The sequence below is a fragment of the Pseudomonas sp. PA-6-3C genome (assembly GCF_021605825.1).
Classification (GTDB): domain Bacteria; phylum Pseudomonadota; class Gammaproteobacteria; order Pseudomonadales; family Pseudomonadaceae; genus Aquipseudomonas; species Aquipseudomonas edaphica.
The window spans coordinates 96,372-120,336 of sequence record NZ_WKDV01000009.1 but is presented as its reverse complement, the minus strand read 5'-3'; the positions used below and the strand labels follow the sequence as shown (position 1 = coordinate 120,336).

At 58.5% G+C, this 23,965-nt stretch carries 22 protein-coding genes and 1 pseudogene; 15 read left to right on the top strand and 8 right to left on the bottom strand.

Going from position 1 to position 23,965, the window contains the following annotated elements; all coding sequences use genetic code 11:
* Window positions 1-190 precede the first annotated feature (190 nt).
* Complete coding sequence (locus tag GIW48_RS08795) at window positions 191-862, top strand: DUF4238 domain-containing protein (RefSeq protein WP_236460241.1); 672 nt, start codon at window positions 191-193, stop codon at window positions 860-862.
* A 532-nt stretch (window positions 863-1,394) separates the two neighbouring features.
* Here GIW48_RS08795 and GIW48_RS08790 read toward each other — a convergent pair.
* Genes GIW48_RS08790 through GIW48_RS08770 form a run of 5 tightly spaced genes read right to left on the bottom strand, consistent with a single transcriptional unit; the run spans window position 1,395 to window position 9,116 of the window.
* Window positions 1,395-2,768, bottom strand: coding sequence for a site-specific integrase (locus GIW48_RS08790; RefSeq protein WP_178083263.1), 1,374 nt, complete (start codon window positions 2,766-2,768; stop codon window positions 1,395-1,397).
* A gap of 2 nt (window positions 2,769-2,770) precedes the next feature.
* A complete protein-coding gene (locus GIW48_RS08785) occupies window positions 2,771-3,847 on the bottom strand; it encodes a hypothetical protein (protein ID WP_115984091.1) in 1,077 nt (358 codons plus the stop codon).
* Window positions 3,840-6,080: a tyrosine-type recombinase/integrase gene (locus tag GIW48_RS08780; protein ID WP_236460242.1), complete on the bottom strand. Its 2,241-nt coding sequence runs from the start codon at window positions 6,078-6,080 to the stop codon at window positions 3,840-3,842. Before GIW48_RS08780 ends, GIW48_RS08785 begins: the two co-directional genes overlap by 8 nt.
* Window positions 6,073-8,250, bottom strand: a complete 2,178-nt coding sequence (locus GIW48_RS08775; RefSeq protein WP_236460244.1) for a hypothetical protein — start codon at window positions 8,248-8,250, stop codon at window positions 6,073-6,075. The genes GIW48_RS08780 and GIW48_RS08775 overlap by 8 nt, the downstream gene beginning before the upstream one ends.
* Complete coding sequence (locus GIW48_RS08770) at window positions 8,250-9,116, bottom strand: deoxynucleotide monophosphate kinase family protein (protein WP_236460245.1); 867 nt, start codon at window positions 9,114-9,116, stop codon at window positions 8,250-8,252. The genes GIW48_RS08775 and GIW48_RS08770 overlap by 1 nt, the downstream gene beginning before the upstream one ends.
* A 97-nt stretch (window positions 9,117-9,213) precedes the next feature.
* Here GIW48_RS08770 and GIW48_RS08765 point away from each other — a divergent pair.
* The 12 genes and pseudogenes from GIW48_RS08765 to GIW48_RS08710 form a co-directional block, all read left to right on the top strand.
* Window positions 9,214-9,570, top strand: a pseudogene (locus tag GIW48_RS08765) (dTMP kinase); the annotation flags it as partial.
* Window positions 9,563-10,552: a DNA polymerase III subunit delta' gene (locus GIW48_RS08760; RefSeq protein ID WP_236460246.1), complete on the top strand. Its 990-nt coding sequence runs from the start codon at window positions 9,563-9,565 to the stop codon at window positions 10,550-10,552. The pseudogene GIW48_RS08765 and the gene GIW48_RS08760, both read left to right, overlap by 8 nt.
* A 63-nt stretch (window positions 10,553-10,615) precedes the next feature.
* On the top strand, window positions 10,616-11,401 hold the full coding sequence (locus GIW48_RS08755) for a TatD family hydrolase (RefSeq protein ID WP_138449119.1): 786 nt from the start codon (window positions 10,616-10,618) through the stop codon (window positions 11,399-11,401).
* A gap of 446 nt (window positions 11,402-11,847) precedes the next feature.
* Complete coding sequence (locus GIW48_RS08750; protein ID WP_017138360.1) at window positions 11,848-12,516, top strand: TetR/AcrR family transcriptional regulator; 669 nt, start codon at window positions 11,848-11,850, stop codon at window positions 12,514-12,516.
* Between the two features lie 140 nt (window positions 12,517-12,656).
* Window positions 12,657-13,625 (top strand): GTP 3',8-cyclase MoaA, encoded by a 969-nt coding sequence (locus GIW48_RS08745; RefSeq protein WP_017138359.1) that lies wholly within the window; start codon window positions 12,657-12,659, stop codon window positions 13,623-13,625.
* Between the two features lie 209 nt (window positions 13,626-13,834).
* Window positions 13,835-14,440, top strand: a complete 606-nt coding sequence (locus GIW48_RS08740) for a DUF4823 domain-containing protein (protein WP_017138358.1) — start codon at window positions 13,835-13,837, stop codon at window positions 14,438-14,440.
* A gap of 19 nt (window positions 14,441-14,459) precedes the next feature.
* A complete protein-coding gene (locus tag GIW48_RS08735; RefSeq protein WP_017138357.1) occupies window positions 14,460-15,020 on the top strand; it encodes a DUF1285 domain-containing protein in 561 nt (186 codons plus the stop codon).
* A gap of 70 nt (window positions 15,021-15,090) precedes the next feature.
* Window positions 15,091-15,804, top strand: coding sequence for a GntR family transcriptional regulator (locus tag GIW48_RS08730; protein WP_017138356.1), 714 nt, complete (start codon window positions 15,091-15,093; stop codon window positions 15,802-15,804).
* Window positions 15,801-16,802 carry an ADP-ribosylglycohydrolase family protein gene (locus GIW48_RS08725; protein WP_099548160.1) on the top strand — a complete coding sequence of 334 codons (1,002 nt, stop codon included), beginning with the start codon at window positions 15,801-15,803 and terminating at the stop codon, window positions 16,800-16,802. The genes GIW48_RS08730 and GIW48_RS08725 overlap by 4 nt, the downstream gene beginning before the upstream one ends.
* 193 nt (window positions 16,803-16,995) lie before the next feature.
* A complete protein-coding gene (locus GIW48_RS08720) occupies window positions 16,996-18,462 on the top strand; it encodes a purine-cytosine permease family protein (protein WP_017138354.1) in 1,467 nt (488 codons plus the stop codon).
* On the top strand, window positions 18,455-19,372 hold the full coding sequence (locus GIW48_RS08715) for a PfkB family carbohydrate kinase (protein WP_186617521.1): 918 nt from the start codon (window positions 18,455-18,457) through the stop codon (window positions 19,370-19,372). Before GIW48_RS08720 ends, GIW48_RS08715 begins: the two co-directional genes overlap by 8 nt.
* Window positions 19,373-19,397: 25 nt before the next feature.
* Window positions 19,398-20,126 (top strand): class I SAM-dependent methyltransferase, encoded by a 729-nt coding sequence (locus GIW48_RS08710; protein WP_017138352.1) that lies wholly within the window; start codon window positions 19,398-19,400, stop codon window positions 20,124-20,126.
* Window positions 20,127-20,258: 132 nt separating this feature from the next.
* Here GIW48_RS08710 and GIW48_RS08705 read toward each other — a convergent pair whose 3' ends face one another.
* The 3 genes from GIW48_RS08705 to GIW48_RS08695 all read right to left on the bottom strand — a co-directional run bounded on the left by GIW48_RS08705 (window position 20,259) and on the right by GIW48_RS08695 (window position 22,186).
* Window positions 20,259-20,525 (bottom strand): hypothetical protein, encoded by a 267-nt coding sequence (locus GIW48_RS08705; protein WP_017138351.1) that lies wholly within the window; start codon window positions 20,523-20,525, stop codon window positions 20,259-20,261.
* Window positions 20,526-20,576: 51 nt separating this feature from the next.
* Window positions 20,577-20,903 carry a hypothetical protein gene (locus GIW48_RS08700; RefSeq protein WP_170040891.1) on the bottom strand — a complete coding sequence of 109 codons (327 nt, stop codon included), beginning with the start codon at window positions 20,901-20,903 and terminating at the stop codon, window positions 20,577-20,579.
* Between the two features lie 86 nt (window positions 20,904-20,989).
* Window positions 20,990-22,186, bottom strand: coding sequence for an MFS transporter (locus GIW48_RS08695; RefSeq protein ID WP_099548760.1), 1,197 nt, complete (start codon window positions 22,184-22,186; stop codon window positions 20,990-20,992).
* 203 nt (window positions 22,187-22,389) lie between these two features.
* On the opposite strand from GIW48_RS08695, the gene GIW48_RS08690 reads away from it, so the two are divergent.
* Together GIW48_RS08690 and GIW48_RS08685 are read left to right on the top strand one after the other, a co-directional pair.
* Window positions 22,390-22,869 carry a GNAT family N-acetyltransferase gene (locus tag GIW48_RS08690; RefSeq protein WP_026013792.1) on the top strand — a complete coding sequence of 160 codons (480 nt, stop codon included), beginning with the start codon at window positions 22,390-22,392 and terminating at the stop codon, window positions 22,867-22,869.
* A gap of 265 nt (window positions 22,870-23,134) precedes the next feature.
* Window positions 23,135-23,956, top strand: coding sequence for an SDR family oxidoreductase (locus tag GIW48_RS08685; RefSeq protein ID WP_236460247.1), 822 nt, complete (start codon window positions 23,135-23,137; stop codon window positions 23,954-23,956).
* The last annotated feature ends 9 nt before the right edge of the window (window positions 23,957-23,965 follow it).

Here is a 23,965-nt window from a genome sequence, read left to right as displayed (position 1 = left end):
GTAAATTGATAAGCACAGTGTGGCTTCGCCGCATCGAACACCGCGACCATTTGGGCCAACGCACTCTCAGTGCCGGCGCGTATGTTCATAGGCTGTTTAGCGAGCGAGATAGGTGTACTCGCCATCCGCTCACTCGAATGCAGCGCTAACCCATATTGAGCTTTGCCTAAAAGGATCCGAAGGAGTGGTTATGGCAGGGGTCTACCAGCATTTCATACCGCGTTTTTTGCAAAAAGGATTCCGAGCCCCAGGCACTGGTGGGGAGGTGCGCAGCTGGCTGTATGACCGGCGTCGAGAGCCTAGGAAAACAAACCTCAAAGCTATCGGGATGGAAGGGCATTTTTATGCGGTAGAGACCGAGCCAGGCCTTGATGACAAAATCACGATGGCCGAGGAGAAAATTTATGCCCCCTTTATCGACCGGTTTCGGCGAGGTGAGCTCGATGGCCAGAGCGTTAGCGCCATACCAGATCTGCTAGCCCACTTTGAAATTCGCCGCCGTCATGTGCGGCAAAATATGGCGTCTGCCGGGGATGCGTGCATCAGCAGCATTCTAAAACGCATGGCTGATCCAGGCACTCTTGCTCAGCTACTCAGGCCCCATCTGCACATGGAGTCCCCAGCTATCGATCAAGTCATCAGAGAGATGCCCAACGCCGATCAGGTCAAGCAGGTACTGGCGGAGCGTCCAGATCTGCTAGCAGGGTTCTTCGATGCAGTGGTTCCGATGGCAGCAGCACAGATTGCGGCATTGCTGCTAAATACCAAGAATCATGTCTCACACGCGGTGAGGCAATGCCACATCAATGTGATGTGCGAATCGGTTGCCCCCGAAAACGAGCGGATCGCTTCAGGTCATTGAGCTACACCTTGGAGAGCTATGCACCTGGTGATCTTCCACTAGGTGACTCCATCGTGCTCTTCCATGTGAAGACGCAAAGGGCATTCAGTCCGTTTCTCGAAGGATGACAAGCTGATACACGTCGTTCTTCCCCTCGCATCCAATTTGTTCCTCCTGGGCACCGCTGATGTTTATCAGGGCCCCCCAACTTATGACATACCGAGGGAGATTGCTCGCTGCTCGATGGACTACTTCATCGCAAGTGAAGCTAAACCCCACCTGGTTGACCTGAGGAATGAGATTGGTTCCAACGCTCAATGGGTATCTGAAGCCGAGGTGAGTTGCATCATGGAGGAGGTCATCCAAAAACTCATGCAAGGGTAGAGCTGATAGGGTTACATCCTTTAGAGACTGGAAGAGTCCTCCCAGTAATCATCTTGATGGTGGCGTTACCGTGCGGCTTGAGCGCTTGAGGCACTCCAGATAAAACGGCCCCTAGTGAGGGGGCCGCTCACTGTCGCGAACGGCCAAGTATCCTGCGTTTACTCGCTGGCTAGGCGGCCCTTCCTCCTAACTCGGCTCCATCCTCCACCAACTTGTTCCGATCAATCGGGCGCAGGTTTTTAATGAAGCTGGATACAGAATGTTTAGGCGCGCGGATCAGATCCAGCGTGTGGCCTTTGTGGGCGAACATCAGGACGCGGGCCATGCTTACGTAGAATTTGTAAGTGGTGGCGACATCTTCATGGCCCATCTGTCGGGTGAGCGCTTGGGCTGCAGCCAGGTAGAGCACTTCCAGATTCTCCGTCAGCAATCGATCACCGAAGAAGCCTATGAGGAACTGGGTCGGCCACCAATGTCTACTCTGGTAGAAATTGATGTGAGACCTGAACTGGCTGTCAACCTTCGCGGCATTGTTTTTCGCATCGTAAGTTCGAGACGCAATCTTGTCGACATCGACCGGTATCCCGCGGGAGGTCAGAAACAACACATCAGGAGGGCAGTCGTGTTTGAACCGCTTTTTATAGAGCTGTTTACGAATCCCATAGTGAGGAATGATGTAGTTCTCTTCGAGGGCTTTGAGATCATCCATGTGTATGGTGATTTCACGATCTTTGCCTCCTTTGCTGTTGTAAACCGTGTACTGCGTGGTCACAGCTCCCTTGGTCATGTTCGAGTACGGCATGATGTGCTTATTCTCGGCATTACCTAGGTATGGAAACCTGACCAAGTCCATCGGGCGCATCGCGGTACCTAACGCGAGAAGAAAAATCGACGCATACACTGGGTCTGAGTAGGACTGCAATAGCAGTTTGATCTCATCGTCAGTAATCAGGAAATCGTACTGTTTCTGCCGACTCTGCTTGTCCAAAGCCCGGATGTTCTTCGAGCTGATCCTCGACGGAGCAATCCGATTGATATAGTTGAGCATGCGCCCACTGCGAAAATTCGCCCGCCAGGTTCTAATCTGCACATTGACGTTGGTCACATAACCATGTTCGTTCAGCCACCTGAAGAAAATCAGCAGTACTTTGGCGTCCTCGAAGATGGTCTCTGACGACGGCTTCGGGGAATTCCTTCCAAGCCGCTCAAGCTGCCGTTGTACCTGCCATCGGCAAATGTCTTTGTTGTCCGCCAGAGCATGGTAATAACCCAGATCCACGTTCTTCATTTTTGGCTGTGTCGACAAGAACCGGTAGAACATAGAAATAAGGGTGGCGTGGCGTGTTGATGACGCCATCGACGAACGAGTGTGCTTGTACAGAAACAGGTTGGGGTGGCTCAAAAGAACCTGCTTATTCTTCTGCTGGGCGATGAGGACGCAATGGGTCACCTGCGTTCCCAGCTCCACGCTGTTGTAAGTGACCTGCCGTGTCTTGATGAGCAGGCCAGCAGAAGCTTTAGTCGGATGTGGTTTATCACTCACTATCAGTCTCCCACCTGTACTTTGAAGGAAACGATCTCATCTAGGCCCCACGTCATGCTGGGCGCATCAGCGTTATCGGCAGCTTGAATCTCCAGCTCGGGCAAAGCGTTGCGCTGATAGATGAAAACCCTCTGTGCTTTTCGCTCAGCATCCAGTGGCATGTAAGGAACGTGCAGCGATTTCTTGAAGGTGGAAGGTATGTGCTTGATAAAATTGTTGATCTCCGTCCGGGAAAATAATGGCAGGCGGATGATCAGGCAGGTCTCCTCAGGCGAGGTGATGTACCGGGAGGCGAATTGGCTGAATCTCGAAATGTACCGATCGGCAAAGAGCACCACGTGCACATCGGGCATCGTCGCGAACCGTGCAAATTTCTCCCTGATGGTCACGAGCTCCGCCTCTTTGGCGTCCTCAAAATCATCTAGGCTCTTCGTGCGTTGATAATGGATGCACAATTGTTCGATATCGACATCGTAGATGATCTTGTCCCGGCTCGATGCGCTCTGCAGCGGTGCCTCCAGCTGGAAGGATGAAGCGAGTTTGAGCTCCAGCAGGGCGTTTTTCTTCGTGAGCTCGACCGCGTGTAAGGTTTGCTTCTCCAAGGACTTGCGCAGCTGATTGCTTTCGAACATGGCGATGTCATCGTTCATCAACGTACTGACATGGCTGTTGATAGCTCTGGCAATCTCCTTGTCTCGCTCCACCAGAACCTGATCAAGGCGTGCCTTCCATTTCGCATCAGTGGCATTGATGGTGGCTTGGGTTTCAACCTTCGCCTTGGCCGCCGTGCCATCAACCAGGTCAGTCACGTCTTTCTTGCCAGCGATATACGGCTTGAACTCGGAGTAGTAGCGATCCAAGGCTTGACGCGTGATGCCCGCGCGCTCCGCGACATCCACCAGCTTGAGCTTGTGGGTGGCTCCGGACGTGTAATGCGAGACGATAATGTCTTTGATGACCTGCCGCCGGTTGGCTTGAGCCGCTGCCTGTGCCAGCAAGACGTCCACGGCGCTACGGTCATCTGATGCTGCTTGCACCGTTACATCCGCATTGTTTGCTGCCTGCTTGACCTTAGACATGGCGCACCTCGATGTGCGTCGACGCCGAATGTCCGGTGCTGATGAGGTTGTTCAGGTGACCTTCGCTCGTCGCGATACGACGCAACAGCTCGGACTCCACCTTGGGCGCGAGCTTCCCGCGAGCGTTATCAAGCACCGCTTCGTAGAACTGAATATTGTCCGCCAATGCTTGCCTCGCTGAGCCCAGCATGACGATCTTTTTGCATTCCAGCTTGCAGTTGCCAGGGTCTGGCATGATCAAGGCCTCGTCGAACTGTCTGCCTTCCAAGCAAGGGGGCAGGTTCGACGGGGTGAAGCGCTCTCCGGAGAGGCAATACGTGCCCAAGGCGGTACGGCGGATGAAGAGAGGCTCGCCAGCCTTCAGCAGGTGGCTGACGTACGAGACGATAGTCACTTTGAACTGCTGGCCTGCAAACTCGTCCGGACGCTTGAGGATTTGCTTGTAGATACGCTCCGCAGCGGCCCCCGAATGACCTAGCCGCAGGCCAGCAACGATGTCGTGAAACTCCCGGGCGTAGTTCTGCTCGATCGCCAGGGCGACGCTGCGCACCATTAGTGGATTTCGGGCGATGTACCGAAGCGTCATCGCATAACTCTTGTGCCCGAACAACGTCCGGATGATGTCGATGTTGCGTTCATCCCGGTTGATCAAGATCTCAGCAATTGTCTTTCTGAATCTGTGGCAATGCAGCCGCTCGATAGGTAACTCATTTTTGAGTTGCTCAATCACCGAAGTAATCTGAGAGGGGGTTGCCCTGTTAACGACCTTGGTTGAGCGCATAGGCTGAAACAACCAGCCTTCTTTTACAAATGGAGGAATCGACCGCAGCTGCTCGTAGTTGCGGATCATATCACCCACAAAACGAGGTAGGGGGAGGACATCCTCTTCACCGTGTTTCGGACTGGCAGCGGTCTTCCAGCGAGTGATCTTCAGCCAGTAGTCGCCCTTGTGATCTTGCGTGACATGAGAGAAATGCATCGCTGCCAATTCACTCTTGCGCGCACCGGTCACCAGAGCCACGAGGATGAAGATCGAGTTGCGAATGCCGTCCAGAACCTTTCCATAGCCAGTCACCCAGCTATAGGTCAGGTGCGGCAGATCGTCTTTGAGATGCTTATGCACTTGAGGCGACATTACCTTTTTCCCATCGACTTCAATGGTGCACAGCGCTTCAAGCTCAGGCAGGTGGTCACGTCGAGTGACCACGAGATCTTTCAGAAATGCGAATTTGGTTTCAACTAGATAGTCTTTGAGCGCCTCTGCTTTGGGCATGACGCGTTCGAGCCAGAACAGGGCGTAGTCCATCAGAATCTCCAGATCCTCCTCCGAGTACGCGATCCAGCTTTCCAGTGCGCCATTGAACCGACTCTGGACGACTTCCTTTCGTCTCTCGGGGATGTCGATATGCTCGGAGAGGACATCCAGTCGAAGTGGTTCAGGAAGCAGCTTCTGTTCGGATAGCCTGGCCCAGAAACGCATGTGCTTGAAGAGCGCGAAATAGTGGTGTTTCGCCGTGTTAGTTTTAGCCCGCTCAAAAGCCCGGTTGATCATTGGCATTGAGATCAGGGCGATGTGCTGAGGCTCAGCGGTGAGACCGTTGTCTTTGAAGATGTACTGCTCGACGATCGCGTACTCGTTGCCAAAGGTCTTGGTCGTGGTGTTCGAGCGGATATAACTGAACGGCGAGAACGCAGGGATGGTGTGATACGTCAGCGCGCGTTTGAGGTCATTAGAGCCGAGGAGCTCGCGATCAAACCGGATGTTGTTTGGATGCGCATGAGGCCCGTGCGGCAATGACCACATGGCATCACCATAGCGAACACCATTGCTAACCGGGAAGTCTTCACCCAACTGGACAATCTTGTTGGCCAACGACATCGATGGCTGCGACGCCTTGGACGTCAGCTCCTCTTGAAGTGCGTCAAGCTCCTCCAGAAGGGCCTCCGAGTAGTCTTCATCGATGTCATCCAAGATCGCTTGGGCGTCTGCATCGACAATATTTTCGGCGGCCTCGGTAGCCTCGGTGTCTTCGGCTGCTTCGGTGTCTTCGTGGCCGGATTTTTCGCGTGCTTGCTTCGGCTGGCCAGGCTTTTTGGCTTTTGCTTTTGCTGTAGCTTCTGGTTTAGCACATTCCTGGCTGACCTCGGCAGTTGCCGCAGGCTGGCTTTGCTCGTCTTCGATCAGGGTGCCGTCTTGCTGAATCGAGAAGGATGTCAGATTGTTATTAGACATTGTGCACCTCACTTTCAAAGATGATTTCCAACAGATCGAGGTCGCGCGGGAGCAGCGGGCCATAGTTTCGGCGGTAGCGAGCGGCTTGCTTGATCTCGTCGTAATCACCCCATTCGTCGAGGATGAACCTGATAGCTTCTTGCTCTTTCAAAAAGCGAGAAGAGAACCCGCCGGCGCCGGATTCCAGCAGCTCGCTCAGGTGCGCATCACGCTCCATTAAGTAAGGCAGGGAGTCTTGGAAAATCCGAAGTTGAGAGCAGAAAATGCACTCTTTGACCTTCCAGCACTTCTTTCCAGTTGTGGCAATGATCTCGGAGCCGACCCAGTTCGGTCTCGTTTGATCCGCGCAGCCCCACAGCGCCTTGGTTTTGCCCGGAATATGGAAGACCTTCCACATGGCTGCGGCCAGCGCCTGGGCGTGCTTGCTGAGCATCCCTTTGAATCTCCGGGCCCGCAGCAGCTCGATGATGGCCTCCAACTCACTACGCAAGCGCTGCATGCGTTCCTGATGAGCCGCCGCAGAGTTGTCATAGAACATATCCGTCGTGTCTCGACTTTCATGACCCATGGTCATCGAGAGCAGCGCAATGGGATTATCCCGCTTTTTGTAGAGCAGCCAGGTTGGGCGCAGGCGTCGAGTCAGTTCGCTGGCACTCGTCAGTCTTTTGCCGTTGTCTACGACTTCGTACTGCTGAAGGAAATGTTGCACACAGACGCGGAACGTCTTGGGGTGAGCGATGGAGGTCAGGCGACCACCTCGGCTCCAGTCCTCTCGTAGGCGCAGGCAGAGGAACAGCGGGTTCATCTGGTCTTCCGTCATGTCCACTGGGATCTGATCGATCGGGTAGGGGGACAAGGGAGCCGCCAGGTGCTTGGCCAGCCGGATCAGGTTGTAGAAGGAGTAAGGATCATCGCCACTTGTGGGGATCTCAATGCGTTTAGCTGAGAAGTAAGGCTTGTCATTCCCCTGTGAACGCGTCTTCTCCGCGAAGACGACTTTCACCGCTTCATCAATCGTGCCGGTGAGCAGGTGCTCGAAATTGTCTTTGTCCAGCGACAGAGCTGTCTCTTTGTTCCACCCCGACTGGAACATCATGAAAAGCAGAATGGCGGTCATGTCGACAACTGTCGGGTAGTAGAAGCCAAGCACTTCGTCGACCATAGGCAGCTTGGCATCACGGTTCGCTGAGCTGAACCGGTGCAGAAGGATCTTGATAACATCCTGACACCCCGCCTCAATCGAGAGCAGGTTCACTCTGCGCAGCTCGTTGTAGAGGTAATCCAAGGACATTTCGAACGGATAGCCATGGGCTAGGAAGGTCTTGATTACGCGGTGATAGTCAGGCTGCCAGACGCTCATGGGGACGCCAGCGAGTGGGTCTTCGCTAGTGTCAAACTCGGGAAGGCTATGCACTTGTTGCTGGTAGATCGCCTTGAGTTCTTGCATCGCCGTGTCTGGAGTATTCGCAAGCTGGCGCAGCTCTGGATCCGTGCATTCAGCGAGCCGCTTCAGCCACACCTGTCTCCTTGGCTTGCCGTTATTCATCTGCTGATGGTGATAGGATTGCAGCATCCTGACACGAGTCCGAACTGGCGTGAGTTGGTTGTTGATCTCCTCGGCGGTATACGGCTGAGCGCTCTTCACCTCTTCGCGGAATAACATCTTGTCCCAGAGGACGTTGACGTGCGCAGTCAGTGCCTCCTCCAAGGAATTGAGGCCCTCGGCGGACAAAGGCGGGTTCTTGCCCGTCTTGGGCGGCAGGGGCACGATCGGCAGCGTCAGCAGCGGAAGCTTTCCGGTTTCTTCCGCTACGAGTTTGACTGCTGATTTGAAGATTTCCGGCTTAGCGGGCGTGTCGCCTAGGTCATAGACGTACTCGATGTAGCGGTTGAAGATCTCTGCGTTGATGTCCGTGTACATCTTGATGTGCAGAGGTTCAGGGTTGTTCGAGTTGTGAAGGTGCGCGAAGTCCACAAAGAGGCCGATGGCATCGCGTAGCAGGTAAGCTCGTGCGTGGTTTCTGGCAGGGCAATAAAGAAGGAATAACCAATGGAGGCATGCGCAGACGTTGCTGGTCGGATCGTAGTTCGGGTTGCTCAGGTATGAGCACGCCACCTTCCGGCCAGTGGAGGTCACTACTTCGGTAATGCTGTGGTCGAAGGCAGACATCAGTTGCGGCCTCCGGTGGTGCCGGTTTCTGAGTTGGCCTCTGTGTTGTTTTTTGTGGGCGACTGGCGCTGGACGTGGGATTGCCAGGCCTCCGCTACACGGGCCTTGAGGTCTTCCAGGGTGCCATCATTGATTAGATGCAGATCGCCAGGTGCTTGGGCCACGCCGAGCTCTGAGGAGTGGGTATTGATCTTCTGCAGATTCGGTCTGGTGATGTGCCAGATCTCTCCGTTATGCGCCCGGAGAAACGCAGCTTCGTTCTCAAAGCGGATGTCCTTGAAGATGATTGTTCTCGCGTTAGCCGGGATCTGTCCGCGCGGGGTCGGCTTGCTGACAGGGCGGTGGCTGCGCAGGGCATCAAAGTCCGGGTACAGGTCGTAAGCGTGACGTTTAAGCAGCGCTACGGCATCGGCAGGGGAGAGGCCCCAGTAGCTGTCGAGAGTAGTGTAGGAACCTGAGTTCCAGATCTGGTCGTCGCTGAAATCGAAAATCGCCTGAGCTGCCAGCAGGAACGGAGCGTCCGGGGCGCTGAGATTTGCGGGTGTTGCAGGGGGTTTTGGGCGCTCTGGGGGATTGATCTCCCTTGCAGCTCTCATTAGCCAATGGTCTGCGTTATGATGGCGCATCCATTCAGTACCCACCGTTTGAAAGAACTCGCGAGGCGAACGGCCCCAGAGCTCGATGGTTTCTTCCTTTATGTCGTCCTGCCACGCCTCTGCGTCTGTCAGGCCGAACAACGCTTGGCACCCCACTTTGAGTGGGTCAGCCAGAGCAAAGGCGGCTAACCCCGGAATGCTCAGAAGCATCGAAGCTACGGTGTCTTTGCCAGATCTGGCTAAGGCGGCTAGGCCGATGATGGTTCTCACGGTGGACTCCTGTTTTCGGCTCAAGCCTTGTGATTCGGGGATTTGAGCACGTTTACCTTTTTGTTAAAAGGGTTATAATTTTCTGATGTTGACGTTTTTGAAAAACCGAAAACAAGACTCCACTTATGCTTACCAGGGCGGCGGGCGCGGCTTGTCCCTTGAGCGCATCGCCAGTCTGGAGGCTTTCGTCCAAGGCGACTTGCGCCCCGACCTGACCCTGCTGTTCGACCTGCCGATCGAAGTCGGCATGGCTCGCGCCAGTGCCCGTGGGCGCTTGGATCGGTTCGAGCTGGAAGGTTCGACATTCTTCAATGCGGTCCGTAGCGCGTTCCTGCAGCGCGCCAAGGCTGAGCCTGCGCGTTACTCCTTACTGGACGCAGCCCAGCCACTGGCGCAGGTACAGCAGGCCATCGATGCTCTGCTGCCCGAACTTCTGGAGCGCGCCCGTGGCTGAAGCCTACCCGTGGCAGGACAGCCTCTGGCAGCAATTGGCCGGGCGCGCCCAGCATGCCCATGCCTATTTGCTGCACGGCCCCATCGGCATCGGCAAGCGCGCCCTGGCCGAGCGCCTGATGGCCAGCCTGCTGTGCAAGCAACCGATCAACCTGGAAGCCTGCGGCGAGTGCAAATCCTGTCTGTTGCTCAAGGCCGGCAGCCACCCCGACAACTACCTGCTCGAACCTGAAGAGGCCGATAAGGCGATCAAGGTCGACCAGGTGCGTGACCTTGTCAGCTTTGTGGTGCAGACCGCACAAATGGGCGGGCGCAAAGTAGTACTGATCGAACCGGTGGAGGCGATGAACATCAACGCCGCCAACGCTTTGCTCAAGAGCCTGGAAGAACCGTCGGGCGACACTGTGCTGCTGCTGGTGAGCCACCAGTCCAGCCGCCTGTTGCCAACCATCCGCAGCCGTTGCGTGCAGCAGGCCTGCCCGCTGCCGAGCGAGGCCATGAGTTTGCAATGGCTGGCGCACGCGCTGCCGGAATGCTCTGCCGACGAGCGTGTCGAGTTGCTGACCCTGGCTGCCGGTTCACCCTTGGCGGCGGTTAAGCTGCAGGCCCAAGGCGTGCGTGAGCAACGCGCACTCGTGGTGGATGGCGTCAAGAAGCTGCTCAAGCGGGAACAGTCCGCCACGCAACTGGCCGAAGGCGCCTGGAAGGATATCCCGTTGCTGCTGCTGTTCGACTGGTTCTGTGACTGGTCGAGCCTGATCCTGCGCTACCAGTTAACCCAGGACGAAAATGGCCTCGGCCTGCCGGACATGCGCAAAGTGGTGCAGTACCTGGCGCAAAAAAGTGCGCAGGACAAGGTGCTGAACATCCAGGACTGGATTTTGGCCCAGCGCCAGAAAGTCCTCGGCAAAGCCAACCTCAACCGCGTGCTGTTGCTCGAAGCACTGCTGGTGCAATGGGTTGGCTTGCTCGGCCGGCGTTAATTTCCGTGGCCGACGGGTGTATCGTTGGCCAGACACTTTCCATGAATTAAGTCGTACTTTCCTATGCTCGTAGATTCCCACTGCCACCTTGATCGCCTCGACCTCGCCCAACACGGCGGCTCCCTCGACGCCGCCCTGGAAGCGGCACGCCAGCGTGGGGTAGGGCACTTCCTGTGCATCGGCGTGAGCGCGGAGAATGCCGCCGACGTCAAAGCCTTGGCTGATCGATATGCCGATGTCGATTGTTCGGTCGGTATCCACCCGCTGGACCTCAAGCCGGGTGAAGCGCCGGCCCTGGATTGGCTCTTGAACGAGCTCAACCACCCACGCGTGGTGGCGATTGGCGAAACCGGCCTGGATTACCACTACGAGCCTGAAGCCGCCGAGCTGCAGCAAGCCTCCTTCCGCCTGCACCTGCAAGCGGCCCGGCAGACTGGCAAACCCGTGATCGTCCACACCCGAGGCGCTCGCGCTGACACCCTCACGCTGTTGCGCGAAGCTGCCTTGCCCCAGGCCGGCGTGCTGCATTGCTTTACCGAAGACTGGGACATGGCCAAGGCCGCGTTGGACCTGGGTTTCTATATCTCCCTGTCGGGCATCGTCACCTTCCGCAACGCCGACGCCTTGCGTGACGTGGCGCGTCAGGTGCCGGCCGACCGCCTGCTGGTGGAAACGGATTCGCCTTATCTTGCGCCGATTCCCCATCGCGGCAAGCCAAACCTGCCGGAATACGTGCGTGATGTAGCCGATTACCTGGCGATGCTGCGCGGCGAATCCGTTGAGCGCTTTGCCGAGCAGACCACCGAGAACTTCAAGCGTCTGTTTCCGCTGGCGCACGTGGCCGGTTGAGGCGACCAAATCGCAGGCAAAAAAAACCCGGGTTCTGGGGGGGGAATCCGGGCTAAGACCATTAGGAGTAAAACAAGGGTACACAGTCCGTCGGTACCCAGGTCGACGCGTCACTTGGGGGAGATGTCACGCCGACAGTTCAAGTATTGATCAGTATCCGATTCAGTCCAGTCGCGATTGGTCGTTTTTTAAACAGATTTGGAATACGCGCGCTTCGCTTGAGTTCTCATTGAGCGGATGCACGGCTGCAGTTGTTGCGTATTATTTCTGACTGATACCCGGCCATTCGTTGGCGCGCTGAAACTAAAGTGCGCGGTGGGTTCACATAGGCGTTGCCCAACGACCGTTCAGTCGGGATAATCCCTCGCATCGGGTAAATCGTATCGCCACGTATCCGTGGCCCTGCGTAACCCTCCCTAATTCCGACCTCTGCAGACCTCTTCCTCATGCACAAAGAACCCCGTAAGGTCCGTGAGTTTCGCCGCCGTGAGCAGGAAATTCTCGACACCGCGCTCAAGTTGTTCCTCGAACAAGGTGAAGACAGCGTCACCGTCGAGATGATTGCGGATGCCGTGGGTATCGGCAAAGGCACGATCTACAAACACTTCAAATCCAAGGCCGAGATCTACCTGCGGCTGATGCTCGACTACGAGCGCGACTTGAACGAGCTGTTGCATTCGGCTGATGTGGACAAGGACAAGGAGGCGCTGTCACGCGCCTATTTCGAGTTCCGCATGCGTGACCCGCAGCGCTACCGCCTGTTTGACCGCCTGGAAGAAAAGGTGGTCAAGGGGCATCAGGTGCCGGAAATGGTCGAAGAGCTGCACAAGATCCGCGCCTCGAACTTCGAGCGCCTCACCCTGCTGATCAAGGGCCGCATCAGCGAAGGCAAGCTGGAAGACGTACCGCCGTATTTCCACTACTGCGCCGCCTGGGCATTGGTACATGGCGCCGTTGCGCTGTACCACTCGCCGTTCTGGAGCAATGTGCTGGAAGATCAGGAAGGTTTCTTCCAGTTCCTGATGGACATTGGCGTACGCATGGGCAACAAGCGCAAGCACAGCACTGAGCTGCCGAGCGCTGAGCCCAAGAGCGGCGACGCTCCCGCTGTTTAAGCTATTCCCGACAGTGATGGCGCAATGATTTGCTGCCGCTTGCAGTACCCCAGGAATATACTCAGGCAAGGACGCTTGCTAAAAGCTGATTTTTCAGTCAGCTTTTAGCGCGCCTGAACCATCCTCTGCCGGAGTGTTCCATGATCGTTGATCGTCAAGGCAGGCGATTTCGCAATTTGCGGATCAGCCTGACCTCAGCCTGCAATTACGCGTGTACCTACTGCGTGCCAAACGGCAAGCGGCTGGTGGCTGCCCAGGACGAACTCTCGGCCGAGGCCATGGCGCGTGGCGTTGCCTATCTGATCGAAGCTGCCGGCATCGAGCGTTTGCGCATCACCGGCGGTGAACCGCTGGTCAGCCCCAAGCTGGAAGCCTTCATGGGCGCCGTGGGCGGCATGGGCCTCAGTGATATCAGCCTGACCACTAACGGCCAACTGCTGGCGCGCAAGTTGCCACTGCTGGTCGACGCCGGTATTCGGCGCATCAACGTGTCCCTCGATACCCTGGATGCTGACGCTTTCCGCAGCATCGCTCGTGGCGGCGACCTGGCCACCGTGCTCGATGGCATGGACCAGGCCCGCGCCGCCGGCATCAAGATCAAAGTCAATATGGTGCCGCTGCGCGGGCAGAACCTGGACCAGGTGATGCCGCTGCTCGACTACTGCCTGGAGCGCGGCTACGAGCTGCGCTTTATCGAACTGATGCGCATGGGCCACCTGGCCAAGGATTCCAATGCGTTCCTGCAGCAGTTCGTCAGCTTGCAGCAACTGCTCAGCCTGATCGGCGAACATCACGAATACCTGCAAGCCAACGCGCCGATTGATGCCACGGCGGTGCGCTATGAAGTGCCGGGCAAGGGCTTCTTTGGCGTGATCGCAAATGAAAGCGTGCCGTTCTGCCGCACCTGCTCGCGCCTGCGCTTGTCGTCTACCGGTTGGTTGCATGGCTGTTTGTCGTCGAGTAACCGCCATTACGTGGGCGACCTGCTGGACCAGCCACGTCATCAGGCGCTGCCGGCCTTGCAAGGTTTATTGATGAAGGCCCTGGGTGACAAGCAGGAAGTGGCCTTCTCTGGCGGCGCCACGGTCATGAAGATCATCGGCGGCTAACACCGCACACAATCGAATGTAGGAGCAGGCTTTTTGTGGGAGCTGGCTTGCCTGCGATTGCATCACCTCGGTGTACTTGATGTACCTGGGTGTCTGCATCGCAGGCAAGCCAGCTCCCACATTTGGTTATGCATCGTTCTTGAATGGCGCGGATTCTGCATTAAGTGCCCATTCGCCGGTTTTCCGTCACCGGCTTCTGGAGGATTAGGATGCGTAGTCTGGTTTTGTTGCTGGCGTCAGTGGCGCTGAGTGGCTGCATGACCGTCAGCGATATGGCCGAAGGCACCCGCTATCAGATGAGCGACGCCGGGCTGCTGGACCACAGTGATACCCGCCGTACCGCCTCGGTGCGCATACAGCCGGACTCCTTTGTGTTTATTGCCCAAGGCGCCTTTGTACCGCCGGGCAGTGCCTATCCGCGACCTAACGTGGTGGCCGAAGAAGCCTTCAACGGCTTCGTCGAATATTTCCCGATGGTGCGCCGCGCCCGCAAGCCGGAAGGCCTCGAACAAGCCATGGCCGAAGCCCGTGCGGCAGGCGCTCACTACCTGCTCTATTGCCGCTTTGCGGCAGCCGATGACCGTATTGGCAATGCCGATGAGTGGACCGACCAGCAAGCGTTGGACCGTGTCGGCCTGGACAGCGGTGTGATCCAGATCATGTTGATCGAGACCAGCACCCAGTATTTGATTGATACTGCACGCATTCGCAGTCGTGGCGGTTTACTGACGTTCCACGACAACAAGCCAGAAGACTTGATTGCCCGCCCGCTGGCCCAATACGCCCGTGGCCTGTTGGGGATGGGTGATCAATAAAAATCCAGAGGAGAACCCTATGACCGATTCCGCCAAGGCCAATGATCTATTGGCCCAACTGCCCAAGGGCAAGGGGCCGGCGCCGGTACACCTGTGGAACCCGGATTTCTGCGGCAACATCGACATGCGCATCGCCCGTGACGGCACTTGGTTTTACCAAGGCACGCCGATCGGGCGTAAGCCGATGGTCAAGTTGTTCTCCAACATCATTCGCCGCGATGGCGATGAGTATTTCCTGGTCACTCCCGTGGAAAAGGTCGGTATCAGCGTCGATGATGCGCCCTTTGTCGCGGTAACGCTGGAAGTCGAAGGGCAGGGCGAAAGCCAGGTGCTGCGCTTCACCACCAATGTCGACGAGGACATTGAAGCGGGCCTTGAACACCCCTTGCGCGTGGTAATCGACCCGATCACCCAAGAACCCGCGCCCTACCTGCGAGTGCGCACCAACCTTGAAGCCCTTGTGCATCGCAACGTGTTTTACCAGTTGGTCGAACTGGCGGTCAGCCGTCCGATCAACGGTCAGAACTGGCTTGGTGTCTGGAGCGGCGGGGAATTTTTCCGCATTGGCCTCGAACCCTGAGACTGGCTTTTTCATCACCCTGAAATAATTCGCTTGCTGTTGTCGGGCGCTTTCGGTTATCAATTTGTACATGATTAGACATGTCCGATTTGATAAGAAAAAACGCGTCGTCGACGAACTCATCCGCCGTATCGAAGGTGGAGTGATGGCCGACGGTTTCCTGCTGCCGGGCGAGCATCAACTGGCCGAGGAGTTTGCGGTCAGCCGTGGCACCTTGCGCGAAGCCCTGGCTGAGCTCAAACGGCGCAACTACATCGCCACGCAAAGCGGCGTCGGCTCCATCGTCACCTTTGATGGCATGGTGCTCGACCAACGCAGTGGCTGGGCACAGGCGCTGGCCGATACCGGCGCACTGGTCACCACCGACATCCTGCGGCTGGAAGCCGTGACTCGACCGGACCTGCTCAGCCGTTTTGGCAGCGACCAATTTATCGCCCTCGACCGCCGTCGGCGCACCACCGATGGCACCGCCGTTTCTCTGGAGCGTTCGTTGATGCCTGCTACCGGTGGCCTGGAAAGCCTGCCCCGTGTCGGCCTGATCGACAACTCCCTCACCATCACGCTGGCCGCTTACGGCTACGTGGGCGCCGAAGGGGACCAGTGGATCGGTGCCGAGCCCTTGAGCGATGAAGACGCCGAGTTGCTCGGCCGCCCAGCCGGTACGGTGTTTCTCAAAGCCTCGCGCACTACCTACGACCGCCGCGAGCGTCTCATGGAGTATGTCGAAAGCTTGCTCGACCCTTTGCACTTTCGCCTGCACCTGCAGTTTGGAGCTTCGAAATGACCGCGCAAAATCGCGCCCTCGGTGCCTTCTACGGCCTGGCCCTGGGCGATGCATTGGGCATGCCCACCCAGTCGTTGAGCCGCGAGCAGGTGCAGCAGCGCTTCGGGGCCATCACCGCTCTGCAAGATGCTGGTGCCGACCAACCCATCGCGCCGAACATGCCGGCAGGCTCCATCACCGACGACACCGAGCAGGCGATCCTGGTCGGTGAGTTGCTGGTGCAAGGGCAGGGCAAAATCGAACCCACGGTACTCGCCCAGCGCCTGATCGAGTGGGAAGCGGCGATGCGCGCCAAAGGCTCCCAGGACTTGCTGGGGCCATCGACCAAACGCGCCATCGACATGATCCTCGCCGGGCACACCCCGGAAGAATCCGGGCGCTACGGCACCACCAATGGCGCCGCGATGCGCATCACGCCGGTCGGCATTGCCGCCGACGTCAGCGACCCGGCGCAGTTTATCCAGGCGGTGATCCAGGCCTGCCAGGTCACCCATAACACCAACCTGGGCATTTCCAGCGCGGCGGCGGTGGCGGCAGTGGTTTCGGCAGGTATCAACGGTGTGGATTTGGGTGAAGCCCTGAACATTGGCACCCAGCTCGCGCAGCAGGCCGAAGGCCATGGCCACTGGATCGCCGGTGGGCGGATTTCCACGCGCATCAGTTGGGCACGCACCTTGAGCGTCGGCAGTGGCGACAAAGCCCTGTTTGCCGACCTGCTTTACGAACTGATCGGCACCTCGGTCGCTTCTCAGGAATCGGTGGTGGTGTCGTTTGCCCTCGCCCAGCAAGTGGCGGTGGGCGACATGAATGCCGTCGAGGCGCTGTGCCTGGCGGCCAGCCTTGGCGGCGATACCGACACCATTGCCGCCATGTTGGGCGCGATGTTGGGCGCGTGTCTTGGGATGCAGTGCTGGCCTGAGGCGATGATTGAGCAGGTCAAGCAGGTCAATGGTCTGGATTTGCAGCCACTGGTGCAGGGGCTGCTGCAATTGCGCTGATCACCACCGATCAAAAAATGTGGGGGCTGGCTTGCCTGCGATAACGGTGTGCCAGCCACTGATGCACTCACTGAAAGACCGCTATCGCAGGCAAGCCAGCCCCCACCTTAAATCGTGTTTGAGTCAGGACGACCGCTTAAAGCTTTGACTATCTGCCACAACCACAACAATACAGGCACCAGGAGCACCCCTCATGAGCAGCACTTCTTCCGGCCAAAGTGCCGGGCAATTGGAAACACGCGGAATCGAACCGGTCCCCGAAGGCGAGTGCAATGGCCATCCGCTGCAACTGTTCTGGGTGTGGTTCGCGGCTAACATCAGCATCCTCGGCTTGCCGCTCGGCGCGACCCTGGTGGCGTTTCGTGGCCTGGCGATCTGGCAGGCGATCATTGTGGCGATTCTCGGCGCCGCCGGCTCTTTCGCAGTGGTAGGCATCATCTCGATTGCCGGCCGTCGCGGCCGCGCGCCGAGCCTGACGCTGTCGCGCGCCATCTTCGGTGTGCGCGGCAATATCGGTCCCACGCTGGTCTCGCTGATGTCGCGCCTGGGTTGGGAAACCGTCAACACCACCACGGCCGCCTTTGTGCTGCTGTCGTTGTGTTCGATCCTGTTCGGCTCGCCGGTCGAAGCCAAAAGCGCGCCGGTGCTCACGCTGATCTTCATCGCGATTTTCGTGCTGCTGACCCTGTCGGTATCCGGCCTCGGCCACGCCACCTTGCTGGTGATCCAGAAGTGGGCCACCTACGTGTTCGGCGCGTTGAATATCCTGGTGGGCGGCTTCCTCTGCGCCACCATCGACTGGAGCGCGGTGTTCAACGCCACCCCGGCGCCGCTGAGCGCCATGATCATTGGCGTCGGCACTATGGCCGCCGGTACCGGTATCGGCTGGGCCAACGCCGGTGCCGACATGTCGCGCTACCAGCACCGCAGCGTCAAGGCCGTGCGTCTGGTGGCGTCTGCCGCATTTGGTGCGGGCATTCCGCTGGTGCTGTTGATCACCCTCGGCGGCCTGCTGTCGGTGGGCAACAACGACCTGGCGTCGGCCACCGACCCGATCATCGCGATCCGCGACATGCTGCCGACCTGGATGGCCGTGCCGTACTTGATCACCGCGTTCGGCGGGCTGTTGCTCTCCAATAACCTCTCGGTGTATTCGGCTGGTCTCACCACCTTGACCTTGGGTCTTAAGGTCAAGCGCGTGCACGCGGTGATCGTCGATATCGTGGCGATCTTCGCCGGCTCTATTTACTTCATGCTGATAGCCGACAGTTTCTACGGCCCGTTCATCACCTTCATCTCGCTGCTGGCCGTGCCCATCACCGCCTGGGTCGGGATCTTTGTGGTCGACCTGATTCACCGTCACTACTACAGCCCCAAAGACCTGCTGGACGTAAGCCCAAGCAGCGCCTACTGGTATCGCGGCGGCGTGGAATGGCGTGCATTCGGCGCCTGGGCTGTGGCGATTGTGCTGGGTTTCAGCTTCACCACCATCGGCACCACCGCCGAAAATATCTGGTTCGCCGGGCCTTTGTCCGACTCCTGGCTGGGCCACAACGGCCTGGGCTGGATCGTCACCTTCCTGGTGGCCGGTGGGATTTATGCAGTACTGGGCGGCGCAGCTGACCGTCGCCCGGCTTTGGTAGAGCGCGCTAATGTCTAGATTGCTGCACACCGGCCAGGTCATCGTCGACCTGGTCATGGCCCTCGACACACTGCCTGCAACCGGCGGAGATGTGCTGGCGCAATCGGCCAGTTTCGAAGCCGGCGGGGGCTTCAACGTGATGGCTGCCGCCCGGCGCAATGGTTTGCCGGTGGTTTACCTCGGCCGCCATGGCCACGGGCGCTTCGGCGACCTGGCGCGCGCCGCGATGCAGGCCGAGGGCGTGGAAATGGCCCAGCCGGCCAGCGAGGGCAAGGACACCGGTTTGTGTGTGTCGCTGACCGAGGCCAGTACCGAGCGCACGTTCATTTCGCATATCGGCGCTGAAGGGGATTTGAGCGCAGAGGACCTGGCGGGCGTGGTGCCGCGCGCAGACGATTATGTCTACGTCAGCGGCTACAGCCTGTTACTCGACGGCAAGGCCCAGGCATTGCTCGATTGGTTGCTGGCGCTGCCGCGTGAAATCACCGTGGTGTTCGACCCGGGGCCGTTGGTCAAGGCGCCGGACTCGGCCTTGATGGTTGCCTTGCTGCCGCGCATCGATATCTGGACCAGCAATGGGCCGGAAGCCCTGGCGTTTAGCGGCGCCAGTACGCTGGCCGAAGCGCTGCGCGAACTCAACCGTCACTTGCCCGCCGAAGCGCTGCTGGTGGTGCGCGACGGGCCGAATGGCTGCTGGGTGAGTCGCCACGGCAAGGCCGAGCATGTGCCGGGTTTCAAGGTGCAGGCCGTGGACAGCAACGGCGCGGGCGATGCCCATGCCGGTGTGTTTCTGGCGGGGCTGGCCAAGGGCTTGCAACCCTCGCAAGCAGCGCGTCGCGCGAATGCGGCAGCCGCTTTGGCGGTAACGCGTTGGGGGCCGGCGACTTCACCCGGTACTGACGAAGTGGATGCGTTGTTGGCAAAATAGGCGCTTACCCGCACGGAATAAGCCCATGACCCAGAATATCTACGACACCCCGGCCTTCTTCGAGGGCTACAGCAAGATGGGCCGCTCGGTCGAAGGCCTGGCCGGTGCGCCGGAGTGGCCTGCCTTGCAGGCTTTGCTACCGCCGATGCGTGGCTTGCAGGTGGTGGACCTGGGCTGTGGCTATGGCTGGTTCAGCCGCTGGGCCGAGGAACAGGGCGCTGCGCAGGTGCTGGGGTTGGACGTGTCGCAGAAGATGCTGGCGCGGGCCACTGAAATGACTTCGGCGGCGACCATCACCTATGCAATCGCCGACCTGGAACAGCTCGACCTGCCGGCGGGCGCATTCGACCTGGCCTACAGCTCCCTGGCGTTCCATTACATCGTCGACCTCCAGGGGCTATTTGCGCGCATCCACCAGGCCCTGGTACCGGGCGGGCGCCTGGTGTTTTCCATCGAGCACCCGATCTTCATGGCGCCGCGTAATCCGGGGTGGCTGGTTGATGACCAGGGGCGCAAAAGTTGGCCGGTGGACGGCTATCAATTGGAAGGGCCACGGGTGACCCATTGGCTGGCCGATGGCGTGATCAAGCAGCACCGCACCTTGGGCACGTTGCTCAATCTGCTGATACAGGCGGGGTTTACGCTCAACCACATTGAAGAATGGGGGCCGAGCAAAGCGGACCTGATGGCGAGGCCCGAACTGGCCGAAGAACAAGAGCGTCCAATGATGCTGCTAGTGTCGGCTCAGTGCTGATGTGCGCTGCGCACTGCACATCAAAGTGTGGGAGCGGACTTGCCCGCGATGACGGTAGATCAGCCACAAAAAGAGTGACTGATGCGACGCCATCGCGGGCAAGCCCGCTCCCACATTTGATCTTCGTCTAGTTCAAACGGTGCCTTCGCCTTCCAGCTTGCGCGCCTCATCAACCCCTGAGGCGGTCAGCTTGATCGGCAGGTTCAACGAATATTCACCGGCGTCGTCGGTGGTCACATGCCCATCCTTGATAAACCCGCGTTCTTGCAGAAATGCCAGCACACTGGCCACCACCTTTTCGCCGCGGTAGTTATCCAGCACCTCCTTGCCCAGGCCGTTGGGGTGGGCGTGCAGCAGGCGGGTGAGGACTTCTTTTTCAAGGTTTCTATCGACGTTCATGCGTACCTCTTCACTGGGAAATGATCGGGTGTCGGTGCGGCTATCGATGCATCAAGGCGCAGGTTGTTTCGGGGCGCCCGGGATGTTGCTGTCATCGCCTTTGTTGATTTTGGGTTCTTCATTGACGCCTGGGCCCATTTTGCCGTTACCGACTGCAGCCGGTGCCTGACGTTGGGTATCGGCGCCTTTGGTGTGAGGGTCTGCGCCGTTATCGATAATCGCGCCACCGTTGGTTTCCATCCCTGTGCCCATCGAGTCCTGAGACTCCTTGGTAGCAGGGTTGGTGGTGCCGGTGGATGAGGTGGCGGCAACGGCACTCAACGAGGCGGCGGACAGCAAGCCGGTGAGGGCGAGGGCAGCAAATTTGGAATTCTTCATGAGGGGTGTCTCCATATGATTAATGTCCTTACCCCTTATTGGTCCGCCCCAGTTTGCGGTTCGTGCCTTGATGGCGACGAACGGTGCTAATTCACCTGTAAGATTTTGTTAGCCGAACGCTGGCGCCAGATCAGTCGCGCCACCGTGATCAACCAGTTGAACAAGGCCACGGCCAACACACTCGCCAGCAGCGTCGGCAGCCCAGAATCGACAATGATTTTGCCCGCCAGCAGCGGAAAGCCGAACACCCCGACAAAGTACGCCAGGCTGAACAGCAGCAAGGCTTGTGACGTCGTTCCAGGCGGTGCTTCATTGGCTACCAGCCCATTGATCACCGAGTACGTCAGGCCGTAACCCACGCCCAGCGTGCCGGCTGCCAACAGGTAACTGAGGTTGCCACTCACGCCAAACGCAAACAGCGCGATCGAGCCGAGCATGATCCCGGACAGCACGCAGGCGGCCCAGTACGCATCGCGCTTGACCACGTGGCCGGCGATCAACAGCCGGCTGGTAATGGCGGCGCTCAGGAAGCCGCCAAAGAACAGCGAATAGTCCAACCCCTGCGCAGCCGCGTAGCTGGTTTGAAACGATGAAAGCCCACCAAACACACAGCCGCCCAGGCCGACCATCAGGATCGCAAACGCGGCTTTGGATGACAGCACGCGGCGGCTGGACGCCCAGGAAATCTTCGAGGTGGGCGCATTCGCGTGATGGTTGAGTTGTGCGCCCATTCGCCAGAACATCAGGACGCCGACCAGACTGGCCAGGCCGGCGATATAGAAGGCTGCTGTCAGCGGCAGGCCCAGCGCGTCGGCGGCACGGCCGAGCAAAGGGCCGGAGCCGATCCCGCTCAACATACTGCCCGACAGCAGCGCAAAATATTTGGCCCGCTGCGCCGATTGCACCAGCAGCGTCACGATGATCGGCCCCAAGGTGTAGAACACGCCCCAGCCCAACCCAAGCGACAGACCGAACAGCATCAAGCCCTGGCCAAACCCAGGTGTCAGGGCAAACCCCAGGCACGCCACCACCAGCAATACGCCCATGCCCGCAATCGCGCGCGCCGCACCGACCGCATCGGCCAAGTGCCCGCAGAACAGCACTGCCACGAACGTACTGAGCATCGCCATGGAGATCACGCTGCCGGCGTCGTGTTCATTGCCGCCGCGCGAGTGGATCAGCAGCGACAGCAAAAACGTCGAGCCATAGGACAGTGACAGCAAGAAGCTGGCGAGGCAGAAAAAGGCGAACAGTTTGGTATTCACGGCGGGTGTGGAAGGCATCGGGCGACCTTGCAGTTATCAGCATGCAGTTATCAGCATGCAGTTATTAGCGTTATGCCCGACTGTTTACCATGCCCGTGCATGGCGAATGTTGCGTGGTTGGTGGTACTTGCTTTACGCGTGGCCGGAGTAAACAAATTGCACTGCAATCAGTCATCAAAGCGTCTTAGTATGTGGCCTTTGACATTGCCCAAGGCCCGCCCATGACCATCGAGATTCGCCCTGCCGTGCCCAGCGATGCTGCGCAGATCCTGACTTTCATCACTGAACTTGCCGAGTACGAAAAGGCCCGGCACGAAGTGATCGCCAGTGTGGTGGATATCGAGCGCAGCCTGTTCAGCGAGGGCGCCACCGCCCATGGCCTGATCTGTTCGCGGGATGGCCTGCCGATTGGCTTTGCGGTGTTCTTCTTCAGTTACTCCACCTGGCTGGGCAGCAACTGCCTGTACCTCGAAGACCTCTACATCAACCCCGAGCAACGTGGCGGCGGGGCGGGCAAGAAGCTCTTGCGGCACCTGGCCAAGATCGCCTGCGACAACGGTTGCGGGCGTTTCGAGTGGAGCGTGCTGGACTGGAACGAGCCGGCGATTGCCTTCTACAAGTCCATCGGCGCCCAGCCGCAGGAGGAGTGGGTGCGCTATCGCATGGAGGGTAATGCACTGCGCGACTTTGCGCAGGGCTGAAACCCTCTTTCAAAAACACTGAAGGCCCAATGTGTGAGGGCTTGGGTGGGAGCTGGCTTGCCTGCGATACAAGCACCTCGGTATTTCAGTTGTACCGAGGTGCCTGTATCGCAGGCAAGCCAGCTCCCACAGAGGTCGACTCCCGCATTTTTTTGTGTCGCGTCTCACTATATGGGATGCAAATTTATATATTGAGATATTTCAAAAGATGGGTTTATAGTCGGCGGCATCAGCACTCACTACCAAAAATAAAACAGGTGAAGCGATGCAGCCCCAACCGTTGTTATTACCCGCCGTGCCCGAACCCACCTATGGCGAGCGGCTGAAAAACAAAGTGGTGATCATCACCGGTGCCGCTCAAGGGATAGGCGAGGCGATCGTCGCCTGCTTCCAGGCCCAGCAGGCACGGCTGGTGATTGCGGATATCCAGGCCGAAAAGGTTGAGCAAGTCGCCGCCCACTGGCGCGAACGCGGCGCTGAGATTGTCGCGCAGGCCGTCGATATAACCTCCAAAGAGCAATGGCAGGCGCTAGTCAATGTGGCCATCGAGCGCTTTGGCCGTGTGGATGTGTTGATCAACTGCGCGGGCGTCAACGTGTTCCGTGACCCGCTGGAGATGACCGACGACGATTGGCGCCGCTGCTTCGCCATCGACCTCGACGGTGCCTGGTTCGGCTGCCGCACCGTGTTGCCGCACATGATCGAGCAGGGCATCGGCAACATCATCAACATCGCTTCCACCCATTCCAGCCACATCATTCCCGGCTGTTTTCCCTATCCGGTAGCCAAGCATGGCCTGCTCGGTCTCACCCGCGCCCTCGGCATCGAATACGCACCCAAAGGCATCCGCGTGAATGCCATCGCACCGGGCTACATCGAAACCCAGCTCAACGTCGATTACTGGAACGGCTTCCCTGACCCGCATGCCGAGCGCCAGCGCGCCTTCGATTTGCACCCGCCCAAGCGCATCGGCCAACCGGTCGAGGTGGCGATGACGGCGCTGTTTCTGGCCACCGACGAGGCGCCCTTTATCAACGCAACCTGCCTGATGATCGATGGCGGGCGTTCCGTGATGTACCACGACTAACAACAATCA

What these genes read in the sequence shown, in the direction of transcription:
- GIW48_RS08730 (WP_017138356.1), top strand. Translation starts at nt 15,091, where the DNA reads ATGATTAGACATGTCCGATTTGATAAGAAAAAACGCGTCGTCGACGAA.
- GIW48_RS08705 (WP_017138351.1), bottom strand. Translation starts at nt 20,525, where the DNA reads ATGAACGTCGATAGAAACCTTGAAAAAGAAGTCCTCACCCGCCTGCTG.
- GIW48_RS08690 (WP_026013792.1), top strand. Translation starts at nt 22,390, where the DNA reads ATGACCATCGAGATTCGCCCTGCCGTGCCCAGCGATGCTGCGCAGATC.
- GIW48_RS08780 (WP_236460242.1), bottom strand. Translation starts at nt 6,080, where the DNA reads ATGTCTAATAACAATCTGACATCCTTCTCGATTCAGCAAGACGGCACC.
- GIW48_RS08700 (WP_170040891.1), bottom strand. Translation starts at nt 20,903, where the DNA reads ATGAAGAATTCCAAATTTGCTGCCCTCGCCCTCACCGGCTTGCTGTCC.
- GIW48_RS08775 (WP_236460244.1), bottom strand. Translation starts at nt 8,250, where the DNA reads ATGTCTGCCTTCGACCACAGCATTACCGAAGTAGTGACCTCCACTGGC.
- GIW48_RS08725 (WP_099548160.1), top strand. Translation starts at nt 15,801, where the DNA reads ATGACCGCGCAAAATCGCGCCCTCGGTGCCTTCTACGGCCTGGCCCTG.
- GIW48_RS08685 (WP_236460247.1), top strand. Translation starts at nt 23,135, where the DNA reads ATGCAGCCCCAACCGTTGTTATTACCCGCCGTGCCCGAACCCACCTAT.
- GIW48_RS08740 (WP_017138358.1), top strand. Translation starts at nt 13,835, where the DNA reads ATGCGTAGTCTGGTTTTGTTGCTGGCGTCAGTGGCGCTGAGTGGCTGC.
- GIW48_RS08695 (WP_099548760.1), bottom strand. Translation starts at nt 22,186, where the DNA reads ATGCCTTCCACACCCGCCGTGAATACCAAACTGTTCGCCTTTTTCTGC.
- GIW48_RS08715 (WP_186617521.1), top strand. Translation starts at nt 18,455, where the DNA reads ATGTCTAGATTGCTGCACACCGGCCAGGTCATCGTCGACCTGGTCATG.
- GIW48_RS08755 (WP_138449119.1), top strand. Translation starts at nt 10,616, where the DNA reads ATGCTCGTAGATTCCCACTGCCACCTTGATCGCCTCGACCTCGCCCAA.
- GIW48_RS08720 (WP_017138354.1), top strand. Translation starts at nt 16,996, where the DNA reads ATGAGCAGCACTTCTTCCGGCCAAAGTGCCGGGCAATTGGAAACACGC.
- GIW48_RS08735 (WP_017138357.1), top strand. Translation starts at nt 14,460, where the DNA reads ATGACCGATTCCGCCAAGGCCAATGATCTATTGGCCCAACTGCCCAAG.
- GIW48_RS08785 (WP_115984091.1), bottom strand. Translation starts at nt 3,847, where the DNA reads ATGTCTAAGGTCAAGCAGGCAGCAAACAATGCGGATGTAACGGTGCAA.
- GIW48_RS08745 (WP_017138359.1), top strand. Translation starts at nt 12,657, where the DNA reads ATGATCGTTGATCGTCAAGGCAGGCGATTTCGCAATTTGCGGATCAGC.
- GIW48_RS08795 (WP_236460241.1), top strand. Translation starts at nt 191, where the DNA reads ATGGCAGGGGTCTACCAGCATTTCATACCGCGTTTTTTGCAAAAAGGA.
- GIW48_RS08710 (WP_017138352.1), top strand. Translation starts at nt 19,398, where the DNA reads ATGACCCAGAATATCTACGACACCCCGGCCTTCTTCGAGGGCTACAGC.
- GIW48_RS08750 (WP_017138360.1), top strand. Translation starts at nt 11,848, where the DNA reads ATGCACAAAGAACCCCGTAAGGTCCGTGAGTTTCGCCGCCGTGAGCAG.